Annotated in this window: 20 protein-coding genes; 6 read left to right on the forward strand and 14 right to left on the reverse strand. The window is 37.2% G+C overall.

Translation table 11 applies throughout. The features are described 5' to 3' along the window. Nucleotides 1–48: 48 nt before the first annotated feature. Together FVA72_RS15455 and apbC are read right to left on the reverse strand one after the other, a co-directional pair. Nucleotides 49–609 carry a LemA family protein gene (locus FVA72_RS15455; RefSeq protein WP_004256501.1) on the reverse strand — a complete coding sequence of 187 codons (561 nt, stop codon included), beginning with the start codon at nucleotides 607–609 and terminating at the stop codon, nucleotides 49–51. 206 nt (nucleotides 610–815) lie between these two features. Beyond that, complete coding sequence (apbC, locus tag FVA72_RS15460; protein ID WP_004256506.1) at nucleotides 816–1,928, reverse strand: iron-sulfur cluster carrier protein ApbC; 1,113 nt, start codon at nucleotides 1,926–1,928, stop codon at nucleotides 816–818. A gap of 259 nt (nucleotides 1,929–2,187) precedes the next feature. On the opposite strand from apbC, the gene metG reads away from it, so the two are divergent. The 4 genes from metG (at nucleotide 2,188) to cdd (ending at nucleotide 6,615) form a co-directional block, all read left to right on the forward strand. Then, on the forward strand, nucleotides 2,188–4,215 hold the full coding sequence (gene metG, locus FVA72_RS15465; RefSeq protein WP_110591376.1) for a methionine--tRNA ligase: 2,028 nt from the start codon (nucleotides 2,188–2,190) through the stop codon (nucleotides 4,213–4,215). Nucleotides 4,216–4,358: 143 nt separating this feature from the next. Continuing rightward, on the forward strand, nucleotides 4,359–4,826 hold the full coding sequence (locus FVA72_RS15470) for a CidA/LrgA family protein (protein WP_096864138.1): 468 nt from the start codon (nucleotides 4,359–4,361) through the stop codon (nucleotides 4,824–4,826). After that, the gene (locus tag FVA72_RS15475) at nucleotides 4,826–5,521 is read left to right on the forward strand and encodes a CidB/LrgB family autolysis modulator (RefSeq protein WP_004256514.1); all 696 of its coding nucleotides are present in this window, start codon (nucleotides 4,826–4,828) and stop codon (nucleotides 5,519–5,521) included. The genes FVA72_RS15470 and FVA72_RS15475 overlap by 1 nt, the downstream gene beginning before the upstream one ends. Nucleotides 5,522–5,727: 206 nt before the next feature. Continuing rightward, entirely contained in the window at nucleotides 5,728–6,615 is an 888-nt protein-coding gene (gene cdd, locus FVA72_RS15480) for a cytidine deaminase (RefSeq protein WP_096864137.1), read from the forward strand. A 157-nt stretch (nucleotides 6,616–6,772) separates the two neighbouring features. On the opposite strand, the gene FVA72_RS15485 is transcribed toward cdd, so the two are convergent. From FVA72_RS15485 to FVA72_RS15530, 10 genes are all read right to left on the reverse strand, one after another. Then, nucleotides 6,773–7,429, reverse strand: a complete 657-nt coding sequence (locus FVA72_RS15485) for a hypothetical protein (protein ID WP_096864136.1) — start codon at nucleotides 7,427–7,429, stop codon at nucleotides 6,773–6,775. Next, nucleotides 7,416–7,847: a hypothetical protein gene (locus FVA72_RS15490; RefSeq protein ID WP_110591375.1), complete on the reverse strand. Its 432-nt coding sequence runs from the start codon at nucleotides 7,845–7,847 to the stop codon at nucleotides 7,416–7,418. Before FVA72_RS15490 ends, FVA72_RS15485 begins: the two co-directional genes overlap by 14 nt. A gap of 32 nt (nucleotides 7,848–7,879) precedes the next feature. Further along, a complete protein-coding gene (locus FVA72_RS15495; protein ID WP_110591374.1) occupies nucleotides 7,880–8,083 on the reverse strand; it encodes a hypothetical protein in 204 nt (67 codons plus the stop codon). Nucleotides 8,084–8,238: 155 nt separating this feature from the next. Next, on the reverse strand, nucleotides 8,239–9,357 hold the full coding sequence (locus FVA72_RS15500; RefSeq protein ID WP_110591373.1) for a serine protease: 1,119 nt from the start codon (nucleotides 9,355–9,357) through the stop codon (nucleotides 8,239–8,241). Nucleotides 9,358–9,372: 15 nt separating this feature from the next. After that, nucleotides 9,373–9,624 carry a hypothetical protein gene (locus FVA72_RS15505; protein WP_004256523.1) on the reverse strand — a complete coding sequence of 84 codons (252 nt, stop codon included), beginning with the start codon at nucleotides 9,622–9,624 and terminating at the stop codon, nucleotides 9,373–9,375. Nucleotides 9,625–9,632: 8 nt separating this feature from the next. After that, entirely contained in the window at nucleotides 9,633–10,355 is a 723-nt protein-coding gene (locus tag FVA72_RS15510; protein ID WP_110591372.1) for a hypothetical protein, read from the reverse strand. A gap of 31 nt (nucleotides 10,356–10,386) precedes the next feature. Next, the gene (locus FVA72_RS15515; protein ID WP_153673646.1) at nucleotides 10,387–10,530 is read right to left on the reverse strand and encodes a hypothetical protein; all 144 of its coding nucleotides are present in this window, start codon (nucleotides 10,528–10,530) and stop codon (nucleotides 10,387–10,389) included. Continuing rightward, nucleotides 10,523–11,278 carry a hypothetical protein gene (locus FVA72_RS21590; RefSeq protein ID WP_175427129.1) on the reverse strand — a complete coding sequence of 252 codons (756 nt, stop codon included), beginning with the start codon at nucleotides 11,276–11,278 and terminating at the stop codon, nucleotides 10,523–10,525. The genes FVA72_RS15515 and FVA72_RS21590 overlap by 8 nt, the downstream gene beginning before the upstream one ends. Before the next feature lie 143 nt (nucleotides 11,279–11,421). Beyond that, nucleotides 11,422–12,120 carry a hypothetical protein gene (locus FVA72_RS15525; protein ID WP_110591371.1) on the reverse strand — a complete coding sequence of 233 codons (699 nt, stop codon included), beginning with the start codon at nucleotides 12,118–12,120 and terminating at the stop codon, nucleotides 11,422–11,424. A 59-nt stretch (nucleotides 12,121–12,179) separates the two neighbouring features. Beyond that, nucleotides 12,180–12,803 carry a hypothetical protein gene (locus FVA72_RS15530; protein ID WP_110591370.1) on the reverse strand — a complete coding sequence of 208 codons (624 nt, stop codon included), beginning with the start codon at nucleotides 12,801–12,803 and terminating at the stop codon, nucleotides 12,180–12,182. 425 nt (nucleotides 12,804–13,228) lie between these two features. Between FVA72_RS15530 and FVA72_RS15535 the strand changes: the two genes are divergently transcribed. Continuing rightward, entirely contained in the window at nucleotides 13,229–14,926 is a 1,698-nt protein-coding gene (locus tag FVA72_RS15535; RefSeq protein ID WP_110591369.1) for an NAD-dependent malic enzyme, read from the forward strand. 161 nt (nucleotides 14,927–15,087) lie between these two features. After that, nucleotides 15,088–15,969: a rhomboid family intramembrane serine protease gene (locus FVA72_RS15540; RefSeq protein WP_094962442.1), complete on the forward strand. Its 882-nt coding sequence runs from the start codon at nucleotides 15,088–15,090 to the stop codon at nucleotides 15,967–15,969. A 65-nt stretch (nucleotides 15,970–16,034) separates the two neighbouring features. Here FVA72_RS15540 and FVA72_RS15545 read toward each other — a convergent pair whose 3' ends face one another. Further along, nucleotides 16,035–16,817, reverse strand: a complete 783-nt coding sequence (locus FVA72_RS15545; protein WP_004256546.1) for a sulfite exporter TauE/SafE family protein — start codon at nucleotides 16,815–16,817, stop codon at nucleotides 16,035–16,037. Continuing rightward, complete coding sequence (locus FVA72_RS15550; RefSeq protein WP_004256548.1) at nucleotides 16,817–17,662, reverse strand: MurR/RpiR family transcriptional regulator; 846 nt, start codon at nucleotides 17,660–17,662, stop codon at nucleotides 16,817–16,819. Before FVA72_RS15550 ends, FVA72_RS15545 begins: the two co-directional genes overlap by 1 nt. Nucleotides 17,663–17,674 lie beyond the last annotated feature (12 nt).

The following is a 17,674-nucleotide window of genomic DNA, read 5'->3' on the forward strand; positions in this document are numbered from 1 at the left end:
CACCATAAGGCATCCCGATGATTTATCACTTCAAAGGTTTAAAGGCTTTTAATCAAAATTAATTCGACGTGATTCCTCAGTCTTAATGGTTTCTTCATCAAGACGCCAATATTCCTTTGAAATTTTTAAGCTAGGAATAATGCCAACAATGAGTGCCGCAGGCATAGAAGCGATATACGCATTATAAGTTTCTAATGAACGGTTATAACCACGTTTAGCAAATGACAATTTATTTTCTGAAGAAACGATTTCTTCTTGTAAATTTGCCATAATTGCATCGGATTTTAGCTCAGGATAAGCTTCAACCGCGACATTAATTGCCCCACTTGTTACCATTTTTGATAACGCATCTTCGGCTTCACGGGCTTTATCCCCAGTCGCCGTTTGTGCTTGCGTCCGTAGCTCAGTAATTTTACTGAACACCTCGCTTTCATGGCTTAAATATTTTTTAACTGTTGCCAATAAGCTATCAAATACTTTTCCACGACGATCTAATTGAACTGAAATTTCTGTTTCACTCGAAATAACAGCTTCTCGCAATGCGACGATACGGTTATAAAAATAAATAACGATCAGCACCACGACAACAATAAAAATTAAAAATTTCATAGTCACCTTTTCGGGTTGCCGGTAGAAAGAAAACTGATTAAATAAAAGATGTGGTTATTCTACGCGAACATGACTCAATAAAGAAATGTTCCGCAAACAATTCAGAAAAATAGAAGGTTAAAAAAACACGTTTAGTAAAGAAAAGTATCAACAATAAATAAGGCTATCTAGTGATAAACTAAATAGCCTTTTTTCTCTATAACCGATTAAACGGCGCGGAAAGAAATCTCTGTTGGGATTTTATCCCCTTCCCAATACATCAAAGCTGAAATACCCGAAGCAATTTCACGGTAGATATCTGCAAATTCACCTTCAGGATCACGCATAACAGTAGGCTGGCCACGGTCAAGGTCTTCACGTAAAGAAATATGCAGAGGAACCTGCCCCAATAATTTAGTATGGTATTTTTCGGCTAATTTCTCAGCACCACCGGTACCGAAAATTGGCTCAACATGGCCACAATTACTGCAAATATGTGCGCTCATATTTTCAACAACACCCAGCACTGGGACATTGACTTTCTTAAACATCACAATGCCTTTCATGGCATCGACCAAGGCGATATCTTGTGGAGTCGTCACCACAACAGCACCGGTTACTGGGATATTTTGAGAAAGTGTTAGCTGGATATCACCTGTTCCCGGTGGCATATCGATAACTAAGTAATCCAAATCAGGCCATAACGTATCTTGCAACATTTGCATCAACGCTTTGCTTGCCATTGGGCCACGCCAGACCATCGCGTTATCATCAGTCACTAAGTAACCGATTGAGTTTGTCGCCAAGCCATACGCCATAATTGGCGCCATGTGCTGACCATCTGGGGAGGTTGGGCGCTCTAAAGTTGTGCCTAACATATTTGGAATTGATGGGCCGTAAATATCCGCATCAAGGATCCCCACTTTCGCCCCTTCTTGCGCCAGTGCGAGCGCTAAGTTCACAGAAGTACTGGATTTACCAACACCACCTTTACCCGAACTGACGGCTAAGATATTACGAACACCATTAATACCCGGCAAATCATTTGCACGTTTTAATGTGGTGATGTCATGGCGCAGTTTCCATTCAACAGCATGAGCCCCTGTTTGTTGCTTTAATTCAGCAGTTTTTTCGCTAATTAAAGTTTGAAACGGCCCTTTCCAAACGAATGGCATAACTAATTCGACATGCAGCACGTTGTCCAACATTGCACAATGATGTAACGCTTTGATAGAAATCAAATTACGTTGCAGTGTTGGGTGTGTAAATGAAGCCAAAACTTTGGAGACTTGTTCAGTCAGCAGTTCTGGTTTGTTCTGCTCGGGGGATTTATCGTTCATCCCGGCTCCTTTATTTATATTTTTGAACTATGTATATCCTAGAATAAGTTACAGAAAATTGGGCGGATATACTTTGACTGAGATTAATCATAACAGAGAACAGGAAGAAAGTTATTATATCGAGATAGGAAAAGCCACGAAGAGGTAAAAATTCTTTTTCAAACAAATTTCCAATTAATATTTTATACCCCTAGCAGCGATGGTTTTGATCGGTTAACATCAAAGACCCTTTTCAAATAATGGAAGTAAGAAAGTTACTATGTCTCAAGTCGCGAATAAATTACTGGTAACCTGTGCGTTACCCTATGCTAACGGTTCAATCCATCTTGGTCATATCCTGGAACACATTCAGGCTGATATTTGGGTCCGTTATCAGCGAATGCGCGGCAAAGAGGTTCACTTTATCTGTGCCGATGACGCGCACGGAACTCCAATCATGCTTAAAGCTCAACAACTTGGCGTAACGCCAGAAGAGATGATTGCGGCAGTGAACCAAGAGCATCAGAACGATTTTGCTGGTTTCGCCATTAGTTATGATAACTACCACTCCACACACAGTGAAGAAAACAAAGTTTTATCAGAGCTGATTTACGGGAAACTGAAAAATAACGGTTTTATTAAGAACCGTACTATTTCACAGCTTTTCGACCCAGAAAAAGGCATGTTCTTACCGGATCGCTTCGTTAAAGGCACTTGTCCAAAATGTAAAGCCGAAGACCAATATGGTGATAACTGTGAAGTCTGTAGCGCAACCTATAGCCCAACAGAACTGATTAACCCACGTTCAGTGATTTCTGGCGCTACACCTGTAATGCGTGATTCAGAACACTTTTTCTTTGATCTTCCTGCATTTAGCGACATGCTTCAAGCGTGGACTCGCTCAGGCGCATTACAAGAACAAGTCGCCAACAAAATGCAAGAATGGTTCGAATCAGGCCTACAACAATGGGATATTACCCGTGATGCGCCTTATTTCGGTTTTGAAATTCCTGATGCGCCGGGTAAATATTTCTATGTTTGGTTAGATGCGCCTATCGGTTACATGGGCTCCTTTAAAAACCTGTGTGACAAACGCGGCGATCTTGATTTTGATGAGTTTTGGAATAAAGATTCGAAAACCGATCTTTACCACTTCATTGGTAAAGATATCGTCTATTTCCACAGCCTGTTTTGGCCTGCTATGTTAGAAGGTAGCCAGTATCGTAAACCAACAAACCTGTTTGTTCATGGCTATGTCACGGTTAACGGGGCAAAAATGTCTAAATCGCGCGGAACATTTATTACTGCGCGTTCGTATTTAGATCATTTAGATGCTGACTGCTTGCGCTATTACTATGCAGCAAAACTGTCTTCGCGTATTGATGACATCGATTTTAATTTGGAAGATTTCGTCCAGCGCGTCAACAGCGACATCGTCAATAAAGTGGTTAACTTGGCATCACGTAATGCGGGCTTTATTGCTAAACGCTTTGATGGCAAATTATCAGCAAACCTTGCTGAGCCAGAGTTATACCAACAATTTGTTGATGCCGCTAAAGTTATCGGTGAGGATTATAACAACCGTGAATATAACAAAGCGATCCGTGAAATCATGGCATTAGCCGATATCGCAAACCGCTATGTTGATGAAAAAGCACCTTGGGTTGTCGCCAAACAAGAAGGTAAAGATCAAGAACTGCAAGATATTTGCTCGATGGGCATCAACCTATTCCGCGTTCTGATGACGTACCTGAAACCTGTTTTACCGGGTCTTACTAAGCGTGCTGAAGCCTTCTTAAATAGTGAATTATCATGGGATGCGATTAACGCCCCATTACTGAACCACAGCGTTGCGCCATTTAAAGCGTTGTTTAACCGCATTGAAATGGCAAAAGTGGATGCGATGGTTGAAGCCTCAAAAGAGAGCATCAAACCCGTACAGCAACTTACGGGGCCACTTGCCGATGACCCAATTCAAGAAACCATCACTTTTGATGATTTTGCGAAAATTGACCTGCGAATTGCATTAATCAAGCAAGCTGATTTTGTTGAAGGCTCAGACAAGCTACTGAAATTGCAATTGGATATCGGTGGTGAAACGCGCCAAGTATTTTCTGGTATTCGCTCCGCTTATCCAGACCCTAAAGCTTTAGAAGGCCGTTTAACGGTGATGGTTGCCAACCTCGCGCCACGTAAAATGCGTTTCGGTGTTTCTGAAGGCATGGTAATGGCAGCAGGTCCTGGCGGTAAAGATATCTTCTTACTCAGCCCAGACAGTGGTGCACAACCCGGTATGCAAGTTAAATAACCCATACTTGCTCTAGTCTGTTATTCATCAAAAGTGGGAAGCTAAATACTTCCCACTTTTTTATTGGCTTTTTATTGTGATCGGTAGCACAATAATAAAGTTAATTGTATGATGAATAGATATTACATTACAGGACCAGTCTCATGTCATTTAAACAGGTACTGATAACGGGATGGCAATATTTGCGAGCTTTCGCAATACTCTACCTTTGCCTGATTATTGGAAACCTTATCTCAACACTACTTCCATTCTCCATCCCTGGCAGCATTGTCGGCATGTTAATTTTATTCATATTGCTTGCGTTACAAATTATCCCCGCGAAGTGGGCACAACCCGGTTGCAGCATTTTGTTGAAAAATATGACCATCCTGTTTGTTCCTATTGGTGTTGGCATAATGAATTACTATGAATTACTCAGCCAACAAATGATTCCTATCATCGTTTCCTGTGTAGTTAGTACCTTAATCGTTATGGTGGTTGTCGCCATCAGTTCCAACTATATTCATAAGGAACGCCCTGTCGTTGGGGCTCAACCTGATGACGTTCCTTTACCCCCCGAAGACCCAATTTCTTCGGTCATTAATAATGATAAAACTAAGGGGAATGAATAATGTTAGAACATATTTGGTGGTCATTACCGCTGACCATTGTGGTGTTTTATTTAGCGCGTAAGTTGTCGACCACATTTAAGTTACCGATTTTAAACCCACTATTAATTACTATTGCGGTATTGATTGCACTACTAGTAATCACGAATACCTCTTATGAGCACTATTTTGCAGGTAGCAAAATACTCAATGATTTACTACAACCCGCAGTCGTTGCGCTCGCTTTTCCACTTTACGAACAAATGCACCAAATTCGTGCCCAGTGGAAATCTTTATTAAGCATTTGTTTTGCAGGTAGTTTAGTGGCCATGTTCAGCGGTGCTGCCATCGCACTATGGTTGGGGGCAACCCCAGATATCGCGGGTTCTATTTTACCTAAATCAGTAACTACTCCTATTGCGATGGCTGTCGCTGATTCTGTTGGTGGGATCCCTGCGATTAGTGCCGCTTGCGTGTTGTTTGTTGGGATCTTAGGCGCCATGTTTGGCCATAGCTTATTTGATGTACTGCGTGTACGAACCCACGCTTCAAGAGGGCTCGCGATGGGAACCGCTTCCCACGCCCTAGGCACTGCCCGCTGTGCCGAAGTGAATTACATTGAAGGTGCTTATAGTTCCCTTGCATTAATGACCTGTGGGGTTATCACCTCACTTATTGCCCCATTTATATTCCCTGTCATTTTACATCTTTTTAGCTAAGCTTAATTCACTGAGCCAAAAACAAAGCATATGAGTAAGAGGAGTCCATTAGCCTCTTGCTCATACGCACACTGATAAAATATGAGATATATCTCACAACAAAAGAATATGTTTCATGTATTACATCCAAAATAGTGATAATTATCACACATAATTCTACGTATTATTGAATAGAATAAAAACAATTAAAATAGGGAGAGTAACTCATGCATTCAAGATTTAAGGCCGCTTGGGCCGAGCTTCCAGAAAAGTTACAGTCAGTACTTAGACCTATCATTGATAAATCTGATTTTCAAGGCATGTTAACGGCGGAACAAGTTGAACAGATTAAAGCTGAAACAAGTGTAGACGACGCTGAGTTAGCCTTTGCATTATTGCCTTTTGCTGCTGCCTATGCCCTCACTCCTATTTCCCATTTTAACGTGGGTGCAATCGCACGTGGAGCAAGTGGTAACTTGTATTTTGGTGCCAATATGGAATTTAGCCATGTATCAATGGGCCAAGTGATCCATGCAGAACAGTGTGCAGTGACACACTCTTGGATGAAAGGTGAAACGCAGATTACCTCAATTACTGTAAATTACACACCTTGTGGCCACTGCCGCCAATTTATGAATGAATTACGTGAAGGTGGTAAAATTATGGTGAATTTACCAGGTCGCACACCTGCGGTACTACACCACTATTTACCCGACTCATTTGGGCCGTCTGACCTCAATATTACCACTTTACTGCTAGACCCTGTTGACCATGGCTATAAAAACCAAAGCCGTGACCGGTTATTAAGTGCAGCAATTGAGGCTGCAAACCAATCCCATGCACCTTATAGCCAATCCCATTCAGGAATTGCGTTACAATTAAAAGATGGCTCACTGTTTACCGGACGCTACGCAGAAAATGCCGCATTCAACCCAAGTTTACCGCCACTACAAGCCGCTTTAATTATGATTAACCTTGCAGGTAAAGATATTCACGCCATCGACCAAGCTAAGTTTGTTGAAAAACAAGATGCAATTATCAAACATTGGTATGTTACCGAAAATACATTACAGGCATTGGGCTGCCAAAATATTGAATTAGCTTATTTGGATTAATTTTATATTTATTTAAATATAACGGTTATTGCTGGGAGCTTGAATAAACAGCAATAACCGTATAGTTGCTATTAGAACTTTAATCTTGTTCACAAAACCATTTACCTGCAAAGTGGCCATCCATAATAGAACTCACTAGTTTTGATTAATATATGCCCTAGTAAGTGAATTCATTAAACAATTTTTCTGTTTCATTTATCGTCTCTTCTAATGTAATAACTAAAGGGATCTTTCGCATTTTTTCTAGCCAAGCTTGGCTTTGTTGCTGTTTTATCGATGCAGATTGCGCGGCTTCTTCTTTCATGTCTAGCCAAATGCTAGCAAATAACGCTGATTCACCATTAAGTGATTTATTAGAAAAGCTATTTAATAGTTTCCCTATAATTTTATTCTGTTTATCTATAGATAATACTTCAAATACATCTTTAAATAACCAACCTTCATAAGGAATTCCTGTATTTAACATCGCTTCTTTTTTTATTTTAATAAATTCTTGATGTGTAATATCACCAATTGGAATGTTATCACTTTCTTTCCGATTTTTCATAATTCGTCCATATGCTAATTTTACTTCTTTTTGATACCGACTCCGTTTTTCACTGGTAAATGACTCACCCCGTGCCTTCATATGATTATTTAAAAATTCTTTTTCTAGATAAATAAAAATACTAAAATATTTATCATCCGAATTATTAACCTTTTGAATATTGTCTTTATCAGTAAAAGCATAACCTTTATTTAAAAGACTTAAACATGATAAAATTATACAAATAAAAATTAATGTAATAATAGATTTGTATTTAAATGATATCATTAGAACCCCTTCGATTTTTATTATAAAACTTTGAATCATCAATCATTTCTTCAAACATAAAATCTAACTTTCTCTCTAGCTTATTGACTAAAGAAATCCGCCTCATCTTCTCCAGCCATCTTTTGCTTTTAATTTGCTTGTCTGATGGTAGTTTGGAAGCCTCCCTTACCATTGCATACCAAAGCATCATGAATAATTTAGCTTCCTTCGCAGGATCGTTGTTATTCATCACAAAAACGAACTGTTGCCATAGTGCCTCTCGGTTTCTCTCATTAATAACATCTAAAACATCTGCTAAAATCCAAGCATGATAAGACATTCCCATTTCATTTAAATTCTCACGATAAAAATCCATTGCCTGTTCATGGCTTAATTTTTTAATAAATTCTTCTTTTGGATACTTTAAAAATTCTAACATTGGGTTATTATCTTTTTCACCCTTAAAAATGACTAATTTTTTCTATCAAATATTAAATCCTTAGATTCAGAAAAGTATAACATCTGTAGCATAAAGAAAAGACGTGGCGTTTTAACACCTTTTTTTTCACAAAAATTGATTGTATTTTTTTTATTATATTTTACATTATTTCCTTGAGGATTTTGGCAAGCACCGAGAAAAAAAACTGAAAGCACAACTATTAATTTATAATTCATATACATCCTTGTGATTCATAAAGTTAGAAACCAATAATCTTAAAAAGAAATTATGTAAAAAACACATTGCCCACATAAAAACAAACATCAGTAATCACCATTCGTTTACTAATAACTAAAATAATTTATTTTATTATAAGTAGACTTTTTAAATATTAATTAAAACTAAAAGATCCTCCAGAAGAATAACCACTATAACTAAATTCAGGTATACTTGGCATTGAGGGTATTGAGTATTTATCTTCAAATGAGTCCATTGAGTTGTTCATTGATGACATATTGTCTCTTAACTGGCCAATCATATTTTCAAAATGATGGTTATTTCTTATGGTATCTGTAGGGAAGTCTTTAAATCCTGGCGTTCCCGGAAGAACAACACTCGGGCGTTCTAGATAATAATTTGTTGGTGTTTCATTATCCTTAAACCTATCAAGTAGGTTTGTTGTACGAGGTGCTAATTGTCTATTCGGTTCGGCTTTTGGATAAGAGCTTTCCAATATTGATTTATCAACCATATTATGTGAATACTTAATTGGAGGTGTTGACTTGTTGTTTATTGATGGCATATTTCCCCTTAAATCATCAATCATACGGTCATAATGAGCAACATCTGGTTGATAATTAACTGATGGTGAATCAAATAAGCCTGTTTCTGGTAATATATAATCAGGTCTTTCTAAATAATATTCAGATAATAAATTTTTATGTGTAAATTCCGTTTGGCCACGCCAATCTGTTTGTACTTGAAATGGTTCTAAATGTTGTGAAGGATAATCCCAAAATGAAAAACGCTCTGTTCCTCTATCGATTAAAGGGTTTCCTGTATTATAAATAATTGTATTTATTCTATCCATATTATCTTCTTCTATATGAGATATAATATTTTGATAAGATTTTTTGGCTGTAACCACCACGCCATCTACTACATTATCAATATCCAGAACTCGTTTAGTCCAACTATGTATTTTAGGCTGCATATGCGCTGGAGCTTCATATAATGCTCTAAACATTATATCTTTAGTATTTATACTTAATAATGTTTCACTTTCTATATCACCTACAGAATTTAAAGCTCTCTGCCAATAACTCTCTCTTTGTTCTCTAGGTAACACAAAAAATACAGGTTCTAAAGTCCATGCATCAGAAGGAAGATTATAATAAGAAAATACACTACTATGAAATAATTTAGCCTCTATGTGATTTATATCACCATAGATTACATCCTTTCCATCATCAAATCTATTTTTTAGGGTTTGAACATAAGCTATTGCCATATCATAGCGAATACGCTAAATTATAAACTCATCTTGCACTCCAATATGCTCTAAAATAGCTTCATCTAAATAATTAAGCGCAAAAGCACCTGAAAGAGAATCACCTTTAACCACACTATTAGCTAATTTAGCATATCGGTCTCCTTTACTTTCCAAATATTCATACATCAACTTTGGTTCTTTGGTTACGTATAAAATTTTAATTGCATTAGAAACATCACTACGAGTTAACTTTAAATCACCCTTTCTAATTTCTTGATTTCTCATATCATCTCCTAATTTTTAACATGGTCGAGTAAAAAAATTCGTATTTTTTCCCTCATTATATTGCTATTAGATAATTCTTTAGCATCAAAATAAAATTTAACCTTAGTTCCTATTTCTGGAATCAAAAAATATTGAAAACACTTATGATACTTCTCATCAATTGGTAACCATTCACACTCAATTAAAAAAATCACTTCATTATTAATTTCCTTCCAATAATATCCTTTTTTATTAAAATACATATCATCTTTATGACCAATACTTCTTCGTATTGTCACAGTCACTTCAGTAAAATAAAGATCCAACTCTTCATCATAATATAACTCCCCCTTTCTTTTGAGGTACCCCATATCTAAATACACGTGTTTTCTATAACTCAAATATTTTTCAGGGTTTCCTTTTAATGGTTCAGCATAAACCTCTATAATTTTAACATCATTACTTACCTCATTAGATGGTTTCAAATCAGACCAAGACATTCGCATTGGCAGCACTCTAAAATTAGCCTCACACCCTTTTTTATTTTCAAGAAACCTTGGGTCAAAATAGCTATACCCTTCATATTCAGCAAATGGAAAAACATACTCGCCAGGAACTTCTATAATATTCTTATTAAACTGCCCACAGACAAAACCGGGGCGATTATCAGCGAAACTATTTATGGAAATCAATAACACAAGACAATTAACTGTAAATTTAATTAGATAATTAATTATCATTTCAAATTTCATACTTGCACCTGTTGAAATAAATCAATATATTTTAAATTATAAAAACATCCTCACTAGGTATACTTGAAAAATTTTCTTCGCCCATAGAATTTGCAAATTTACTTTCTAATAAAATAACATTTAAACTTGCGATATCATTATAATTAATTGAAAAACTAGCCATATCTTTACTCATAATATTCATCCTTAATAAAACCGAAGACAAAAACCTTAGCTTCATTCATTATATCTCTCCATTGATTATACTTATCAAAACTAAATTTAATCTCTGCAAGTATACCTATTTCTGATATTGAAAAAATCATATTACAACTTGAATATTTATTTTCCAATGGTAGCCATAAGCATTCTAAGATAGCAATAATTTCATTTTCATTTTCATTTTCGAACCAAAAAAAAGTTCTTTTCTTTTGAGTTCTTTTTCCACTATATAGTTTTTCAGATACATTATATTCATCAAAATAGTCAACATATTGAAGTTCGGAATCATCGTCATAAAATATTTGACTTCGCTTTCCTAAATATGATGCATTTAGATAATTTTTCATTTTTTGTGTTAATGAATAATCTTTCTCTCTAATTGGTCTCAATATAATTCTTATCGTTTTTTCATCTATTTCAAGATGAAATTTTTTTTGGGGATCAACACTTGTCATATAAGGCCAATGCGTTATTAATGTTAACTCTCTAAAATTAGCATCACATCCTTCTTTATTTTCAATAAACCTTGGATCAAAATAGCTATACCCTTCATATTCAGCAAATGGAAAAGCATACTTGTCAGGAACTTCTATAACCGTTCCGTTAAACTGCCCACAGACAAAATCGGGACGATTATCAGCGTAACTATTTATTGAGATTAATAGCATAAGACAATTAACTGTAAATTTAATTAGATAACTAATTATTAGTTCAAATCTCATACTTACACCTATTAAAATAAACTAATCATACATAAGCTCTGGATTTTTACTAACTATTAAAATTCGGGTAACATTAGATAAATCTATTGATATTAATTCTAAGTCTCCCAGCCTACGATCACGACCATTCATATTTTTAGCCCCTAATTTTTAATATATTCAGATAAAAATAGCCTTACCTTGTCTTGAATAGCTTCCCAATTAACAAGATTTGAAAATTCAAATGAAACACTATATTTAAGACCAAATTCAGGCATTAATGATAATAATTTACAACGCCGATAACTATCATCTAACTGTCTCCATGAACACTCCATTAAAACATTAACTTCACCATTATCTTCATCCCAATAGTAACCATACTTTATTATATTGACATAAACTTTATTACCATTAATATGTTTAGACTCAATAAAAACCTCATTAAAATACAACTCTAATTCTTCATCATAATATAGTTCACCTTTCCTTTTAATAACCCCCATATTTAGATATATATTTTTCTTATGACTAAAATATTTTTCAGGGTCTCCATTTAATAGCTCAGCATAAACTTCTATAATTTTAACATCATTACTTACCTCATTAGATGGTTTCAAATCAGACCAAGACATTCGCATTGGCAGCACTCTAAAATTAGCCTCACACCCTTTTTTATTTTCAATAAACCTTGGGTCAAAATAGCTATACCCTTCATATTCAGCAAATGGAAAAACATACTCGCCAGGAACTTCTATAATATTCTTATTAAACTGCCCACAGACAAAACCGGGGCGGTTCTCGCCATTAACAATGCAGGAAAATAATAATAACGGTAGAATTAAACAAAAATATAATTTCATAATAATTGACACCTTAATACTTATATAACATTTAGTTTTCAAACTTATTTAAATGAAAACTATGATTTAGCAGAAGCTAATGTTTTACTCATACGTTCATACCATTTATTAATAATAATCTTCTGTTTTTTAGTGGCCTTCTTTTCCTTTTCTAACATCACTTTCATCAAGCTGTATATTACCGATAATTCATGGCCACGGTCTCCGGAAGCTGCCATAATTTTTTGCCAATAAAATTCTTTTTCTTTTTCATCTAATACAGAAAATACCACACCTAAAACCCAAGCTTCTTCGGGTATTTTATTACGTAACATGACCAGATAGTGTATTTCATCTGCTTCTTTATAAGTCATATCATGAGAGACTTTTTCACCTGTACTCTGTTTCTTCGCTTTTCGCTTCAATACTTGAAGCATTTCTAATGCATGGTCATAATTTATTTTGTTTATCAATGTTTTATTAATTTTTTTGTTTTTTTCTTTCATCACCAAATAAAAATAATCTGTTATAACTCGACCAAAAATTGATGAACCATATTTGTTTTCATAGAAATAGCTGTCAATATTCCTTAGTGTTTCGATTGGGTTATAGTCTGCTCTTGAATGATTCATTCCTCCTAGAAATGCCATAATAATTAATATATAAATACGCTTACTTCTTAACACCCCATTAATTAAATTCATAAAACTCCTTAGTGAAAAATGAAATATAAAATAAAATTTAACTTATATAAATTTAAAACTTGCAGCAATATATGATATTTAAAAATATAATTTAACTTTCATTGAATCCGTTTTTTCTCTCTGTAACTGACTAAAAATAAGAAAAAACATGAAAAAATTGAACCCGCAGAAAAGCTAAACTAACGTTTGAAAACGTAAAAATAACGATGAGACATTCATTATTTGCCTAAGCGTGATCTACCTACCGTAATGCGTATGCCGTTATCGGCTTTCATTCCCTTCCGCGCATAAACTCCTTATCATATGCACAATATTTTTCAGTAAATTTTTTAACGCTTTTTTATCATTATTTACTGTACATATTTGCTGTTTAGCTTAGGATCTACCCTGACTTTGTTGATTAATCGTCCGAAGAGTGATATTTCATGGAACATGAGTACGAAACAAAACGCCCTCTCTACATACCCTACGCCGGCCCAATTTTGCTTGAATTCCCTTTGCTGAATAAAGGAAGCGCCTTCACCGAAGAAGAGCGTGCAAATTTTAACTTGCATGGTTTACTTCCTGAACAAGTAGAAACCATCGAAGAACAAGTTGAACGAGCCTACCGCCAATTAATTGATTTTAAATCAGATATTGATAAACACATTTATCTGCGAAATATTCAAGACACCAACGAAACCTTATTTTATCGCCTTATAGATGCTCACCTTACTGAAGTAATGCCTATTATCTATACCCCAACCGTGGGTGAAGCTTGTGAGCATTTCTCTGACATTTATCGTCGTGCACGTGGTTTATTTATTTCTTATCCAAATCGTGAATACATCGACGACATGCTACAAAACGCCACCAAACAAAATGTGAAAGTGATTGTTGTTACTGATGGCGAACGTATTTTAGGCCTTGGTGACCAAGGTATCGGTGGTATGGGCATCCCAATTGGGAAACTCTCTCTCTATACCGCGTGCGGGGGTATCAGCCCTGCTTATACCTTACCTATTGTTATTGACGTAGGAACCAACAACCCACAGCGTCTGAATGACCCTCTGTATATGGGATGGCGTCACCCACGTATTACGGGTGATGAATACAACGAGTTCCTTGATGAATTTGTTCAGGCAGTTAAACGCCGCTGGCCAAATGTATTATTACAATTTGAAGATTTCGCTCAGAAAAATGCGATGCCTTTATTAACCCGTTACCGTGATGAGCTATGCTGTTTCAATGATGATATTCAAGGCACCGCATCGGTTGCATTAGGTAGCTTAATTGCCGCCAGCCATGCCGCAGGCAGTAAGCTAAGCGACCAACGCGTGACTTTCTTGGGTGCAGGCTCAGCAGGCTGCGGTATTGCAGAACAAATCATCGCCCAGATGAAATCCGAAGGCTTGAGTGACGAAGAAGCGCGTTCACGTATTTATATGGTTGACCGCTTTGGTTTATTAACCGATAAACTACCTAACTTACTCGATTTCCAAGCCAAATTAACCCAAAACAGTGGGAATTTAACCGACTGGGATGTTAACAGTGACTCAATTTCACTGTTAGATGTGGTTCGCAATGCCAAACCAACCATATTGATTGGTGTATCTGGCCAAGCTGGGTTATTCACAGAAGAAATCATTAAAGAGATGCATAAGCACTGTGAACGTCCTATCGTGATGCCGTTATCTAACCCAACATCACGCGTCGAAGCTCGCCCTGAAGACATTATCAATTGGACTGATGGCAAGGCCTTAGTCGCAACAGGAAGTCCATTTAGCCCAGTGTCTTACAAAGACCAAGTGTTCCCAATTGCACAATGTAACAACTCCTATATCTTCCCGGGTATTGGTCTTGGTGTGATTGCCTCTGGTGCTAAACGTGTCACTGATGGCATGTTAATGGCTGCCAGCCGTGCTCTCGCCAGCTGTTCGCCACTAGCCAAAAATGGTGAAGGTGCGCTATTACCTCTACTGTCTGATATTCAAGATGTATCTCGCATTATTGCTAAACAAGTGGCAAAAGAAGCACAGATCCAAGGTGTGGCAACGGTCACCTCTGATAGCGCATTGGATGAAGCCATTGATCGTAATTTCTGGAAACCAGAGTACCGTACCTATAAACGGACTTCGTTTTAATTTGTCATAACGGTATTGATTGAAAGGGGCTCTTTAGAGCTCCTTTTTTGTTTTTTATAGATCCGAAAAAACGAATGTCTGTTTTCTCAGATAATGATAAATTGCGCTAAACAAATCACTTATTTAAGATAACGGCCATGACTGATTAATAGGATATTGACATGACTGGCGACCTCAATGCTGCTATTCCACAGAAACCTAAGTTTTCCCTATGGGCAATAGCCCTAACGCTTTTTATTGCGGTGCTGAATATTGTTGTTTATTTTTACCAGCTCAATTATGCCGCCCCTCTCGATTCCCAAGAAAATAACTTATTGTTATTTGGTGCCAATGTTTACCAACTTTCATTAACGGGGGATTGGTGGCGTTATCCAGTCAGTATGGTATTGCACTCAGGTGGTATGCACCTTGCTTTAAATACATTGGCCTTGTTTGTTATTGGGATTGAATGCGAACGCACCTATGGAAAATTTAGGATGCTCGCAATATACCTATTTTCAGGTATTGGCGCGGCATTTTTTAGCGCTTATTGGCAATACAGTGAAGCCATTAACGCCGCAGCAAACCGCGCGTCAATGAATGCATGGAATAGTTTATATTTACCTGATAACACGGTATATATTACCGTTGGTATTGGCGCATCTGGAGCCATTATGGGGTTAGCTGCCGCTTCCGTAATTTATTTATTAAAAGGGATAAATAACCCAAACCTCTCTCTTGAAGAGCGCAACCAATTAAAACGCCCGCTATATAATATTATTGGAATGATTGCGCTAACTCTCATCAATGGTTTGCAGTCAGGTATTGATAACGCTGCTCATATTGGTGGAGCAGTACTCGGCGCTGTTATTAGTGGCGCTTTTGTACTTGCGCCCCAAGCAACCGTCCGGACAAAACTACTCTCTAGCGGTGTCATTGTACTTATAGCTGCCGCCTTACTGGCCATAACACTAAGCCAGTTTTCTTCCCTACAAGACGAAGACCTGAACTATGAGCGCCAGTTTATTTACCAAGAAATGGCAAAAGAACTTAATCAGCGATAAAAATACCGTTTTTTCGTAAGAGATTAGTCCTATTATTGATATCGTCAATAATAGGACGCGTAAATCTAGAAAGTGAATAAATTCATTGTCATCATTACTGCACTACAGATAATTAATAACAATGTAATGTATTGGAAAGTACGTTCAGATAAACGGACCAGTAAATATTTAGCTAATGGCATCACAATCAATGCCCCTGCACACAATATCAGCGCCAGTTTTAAATCCGTATAGCCATCTTGCGCATAAGCTAAAGCAGAGGAACCAGACAACACGGTTGTTACAAAAATCGATGTACCAATTGCTTGCTTAATATTCAGTTGCATATAGCGCAGCAACATAGGGAGAACAACCACCCCACCACCAACTCCAGTTGCACCAAGTACAACACCCGCTAGGATAGCCGGTACAGCCATGGATTTTAGCTGATCCCCTTTTGCCGCTTCTTGTTTGATGATCGAAACAAAAAACATTCGCTGAACAAATAAATATAGCGAAAAAATAATGGCAGCAGCCACTAACAGGTTAATACCCCACTCGACTTGTTTTTCATACCCCGGTAATCCCCCCAACCATGTAACAAACAGACTTGAGAGAAATGTGCTCGGCAACATAATCGCTAATACAATCATAGCGCCTTTAAAGGGGATATTGCCTAATCGAAAATGCATATAAGAAGAAGAAACCTTCATTAGCATCGAAAGGAAATTGGCAGTGGCTACTGCCGCTAGTGCATTTAGCCCAAAAAAATAGGTCAGTATCGGTAAGACAATCACACCACCACCGACACCCGTTGTGCTGATAATCAGCCCAATAAGTGCGCCTATCGCTAACTCCGTTACAATCATTAACTCTTGCCTTGTATCAGTGCTCGTCGCCCTTTTTGTAATGCTTCATTTGCATCACTATCTGCTAACGTGAGGTATTTAAAAAATAATGTATCGAAAGTAATCATCTGTAACACTTGGGGGGTGATGATGCCTAATTGGGAATGTTGCTCATCATAAAAATAAGGCAAGGCGAAGTCCGCTAACTTTATCGCTTCATCTTGACCAAAACGTGTCAGTGCGACTGTCGGGCAACCTGTTTCTTTTGCAGCACGAAGCATACTATTGATTTCTTGAGTATTTCCACGCGCCGTTACTGCAATAGCTAGGTCTTCCGGCCCCAAATTTGCCGAGTAACTTAGCTGAACATGCAAATCATAACTAAACAGTGCGTGTTTATTAATGCGAATTAATTTATGGAAAATATCACTGGCAACAATGGCTGAAGACCCGACACCAAACAGCACGATACGTTTGGCCTGAAACATTTTTTGCGCGATGGTATCTACGACAGAGGGCTCAAGTAAATCCAGTGATTTTTCAATAGCCGAAATAAACATTTGCCCTGTTTTGGCGATAATCTGAGAGGTATCATCGTGACGACTCAGATTACCGTATAAACTTTCTGCTTTGTGTTGCTTCTCATCAGACAAATAATCAACTTTAAATTCAGGATAGCCACGGTACCCCATTTGGCGTGAAAAGCGGATAACAGATGCACTACTGACCCCAGCCGCCTGTGCCAATTCCGCTGCATTCATCGCGATAAGACTTTCGCGGTTATCCAGCAAAAATGTGGCAATACGTTGTTCTGTGCCTTTACCGCGTGTCTGCAAGCTTTCCAGTTTTACCGTCAGTGTCGACATGGCTTTTCCTTC

The organism is Providencia sp. PROV061 (genome assembly GCF_011045655.1).
GTDB classification, from domain to species: domain Bacteria; phylum Pseudomonadota; class Gammaproteobacteria; order Enterobacterales; family Enterobacteriaceae; genus Providencia; species Providencia hangzhouensis.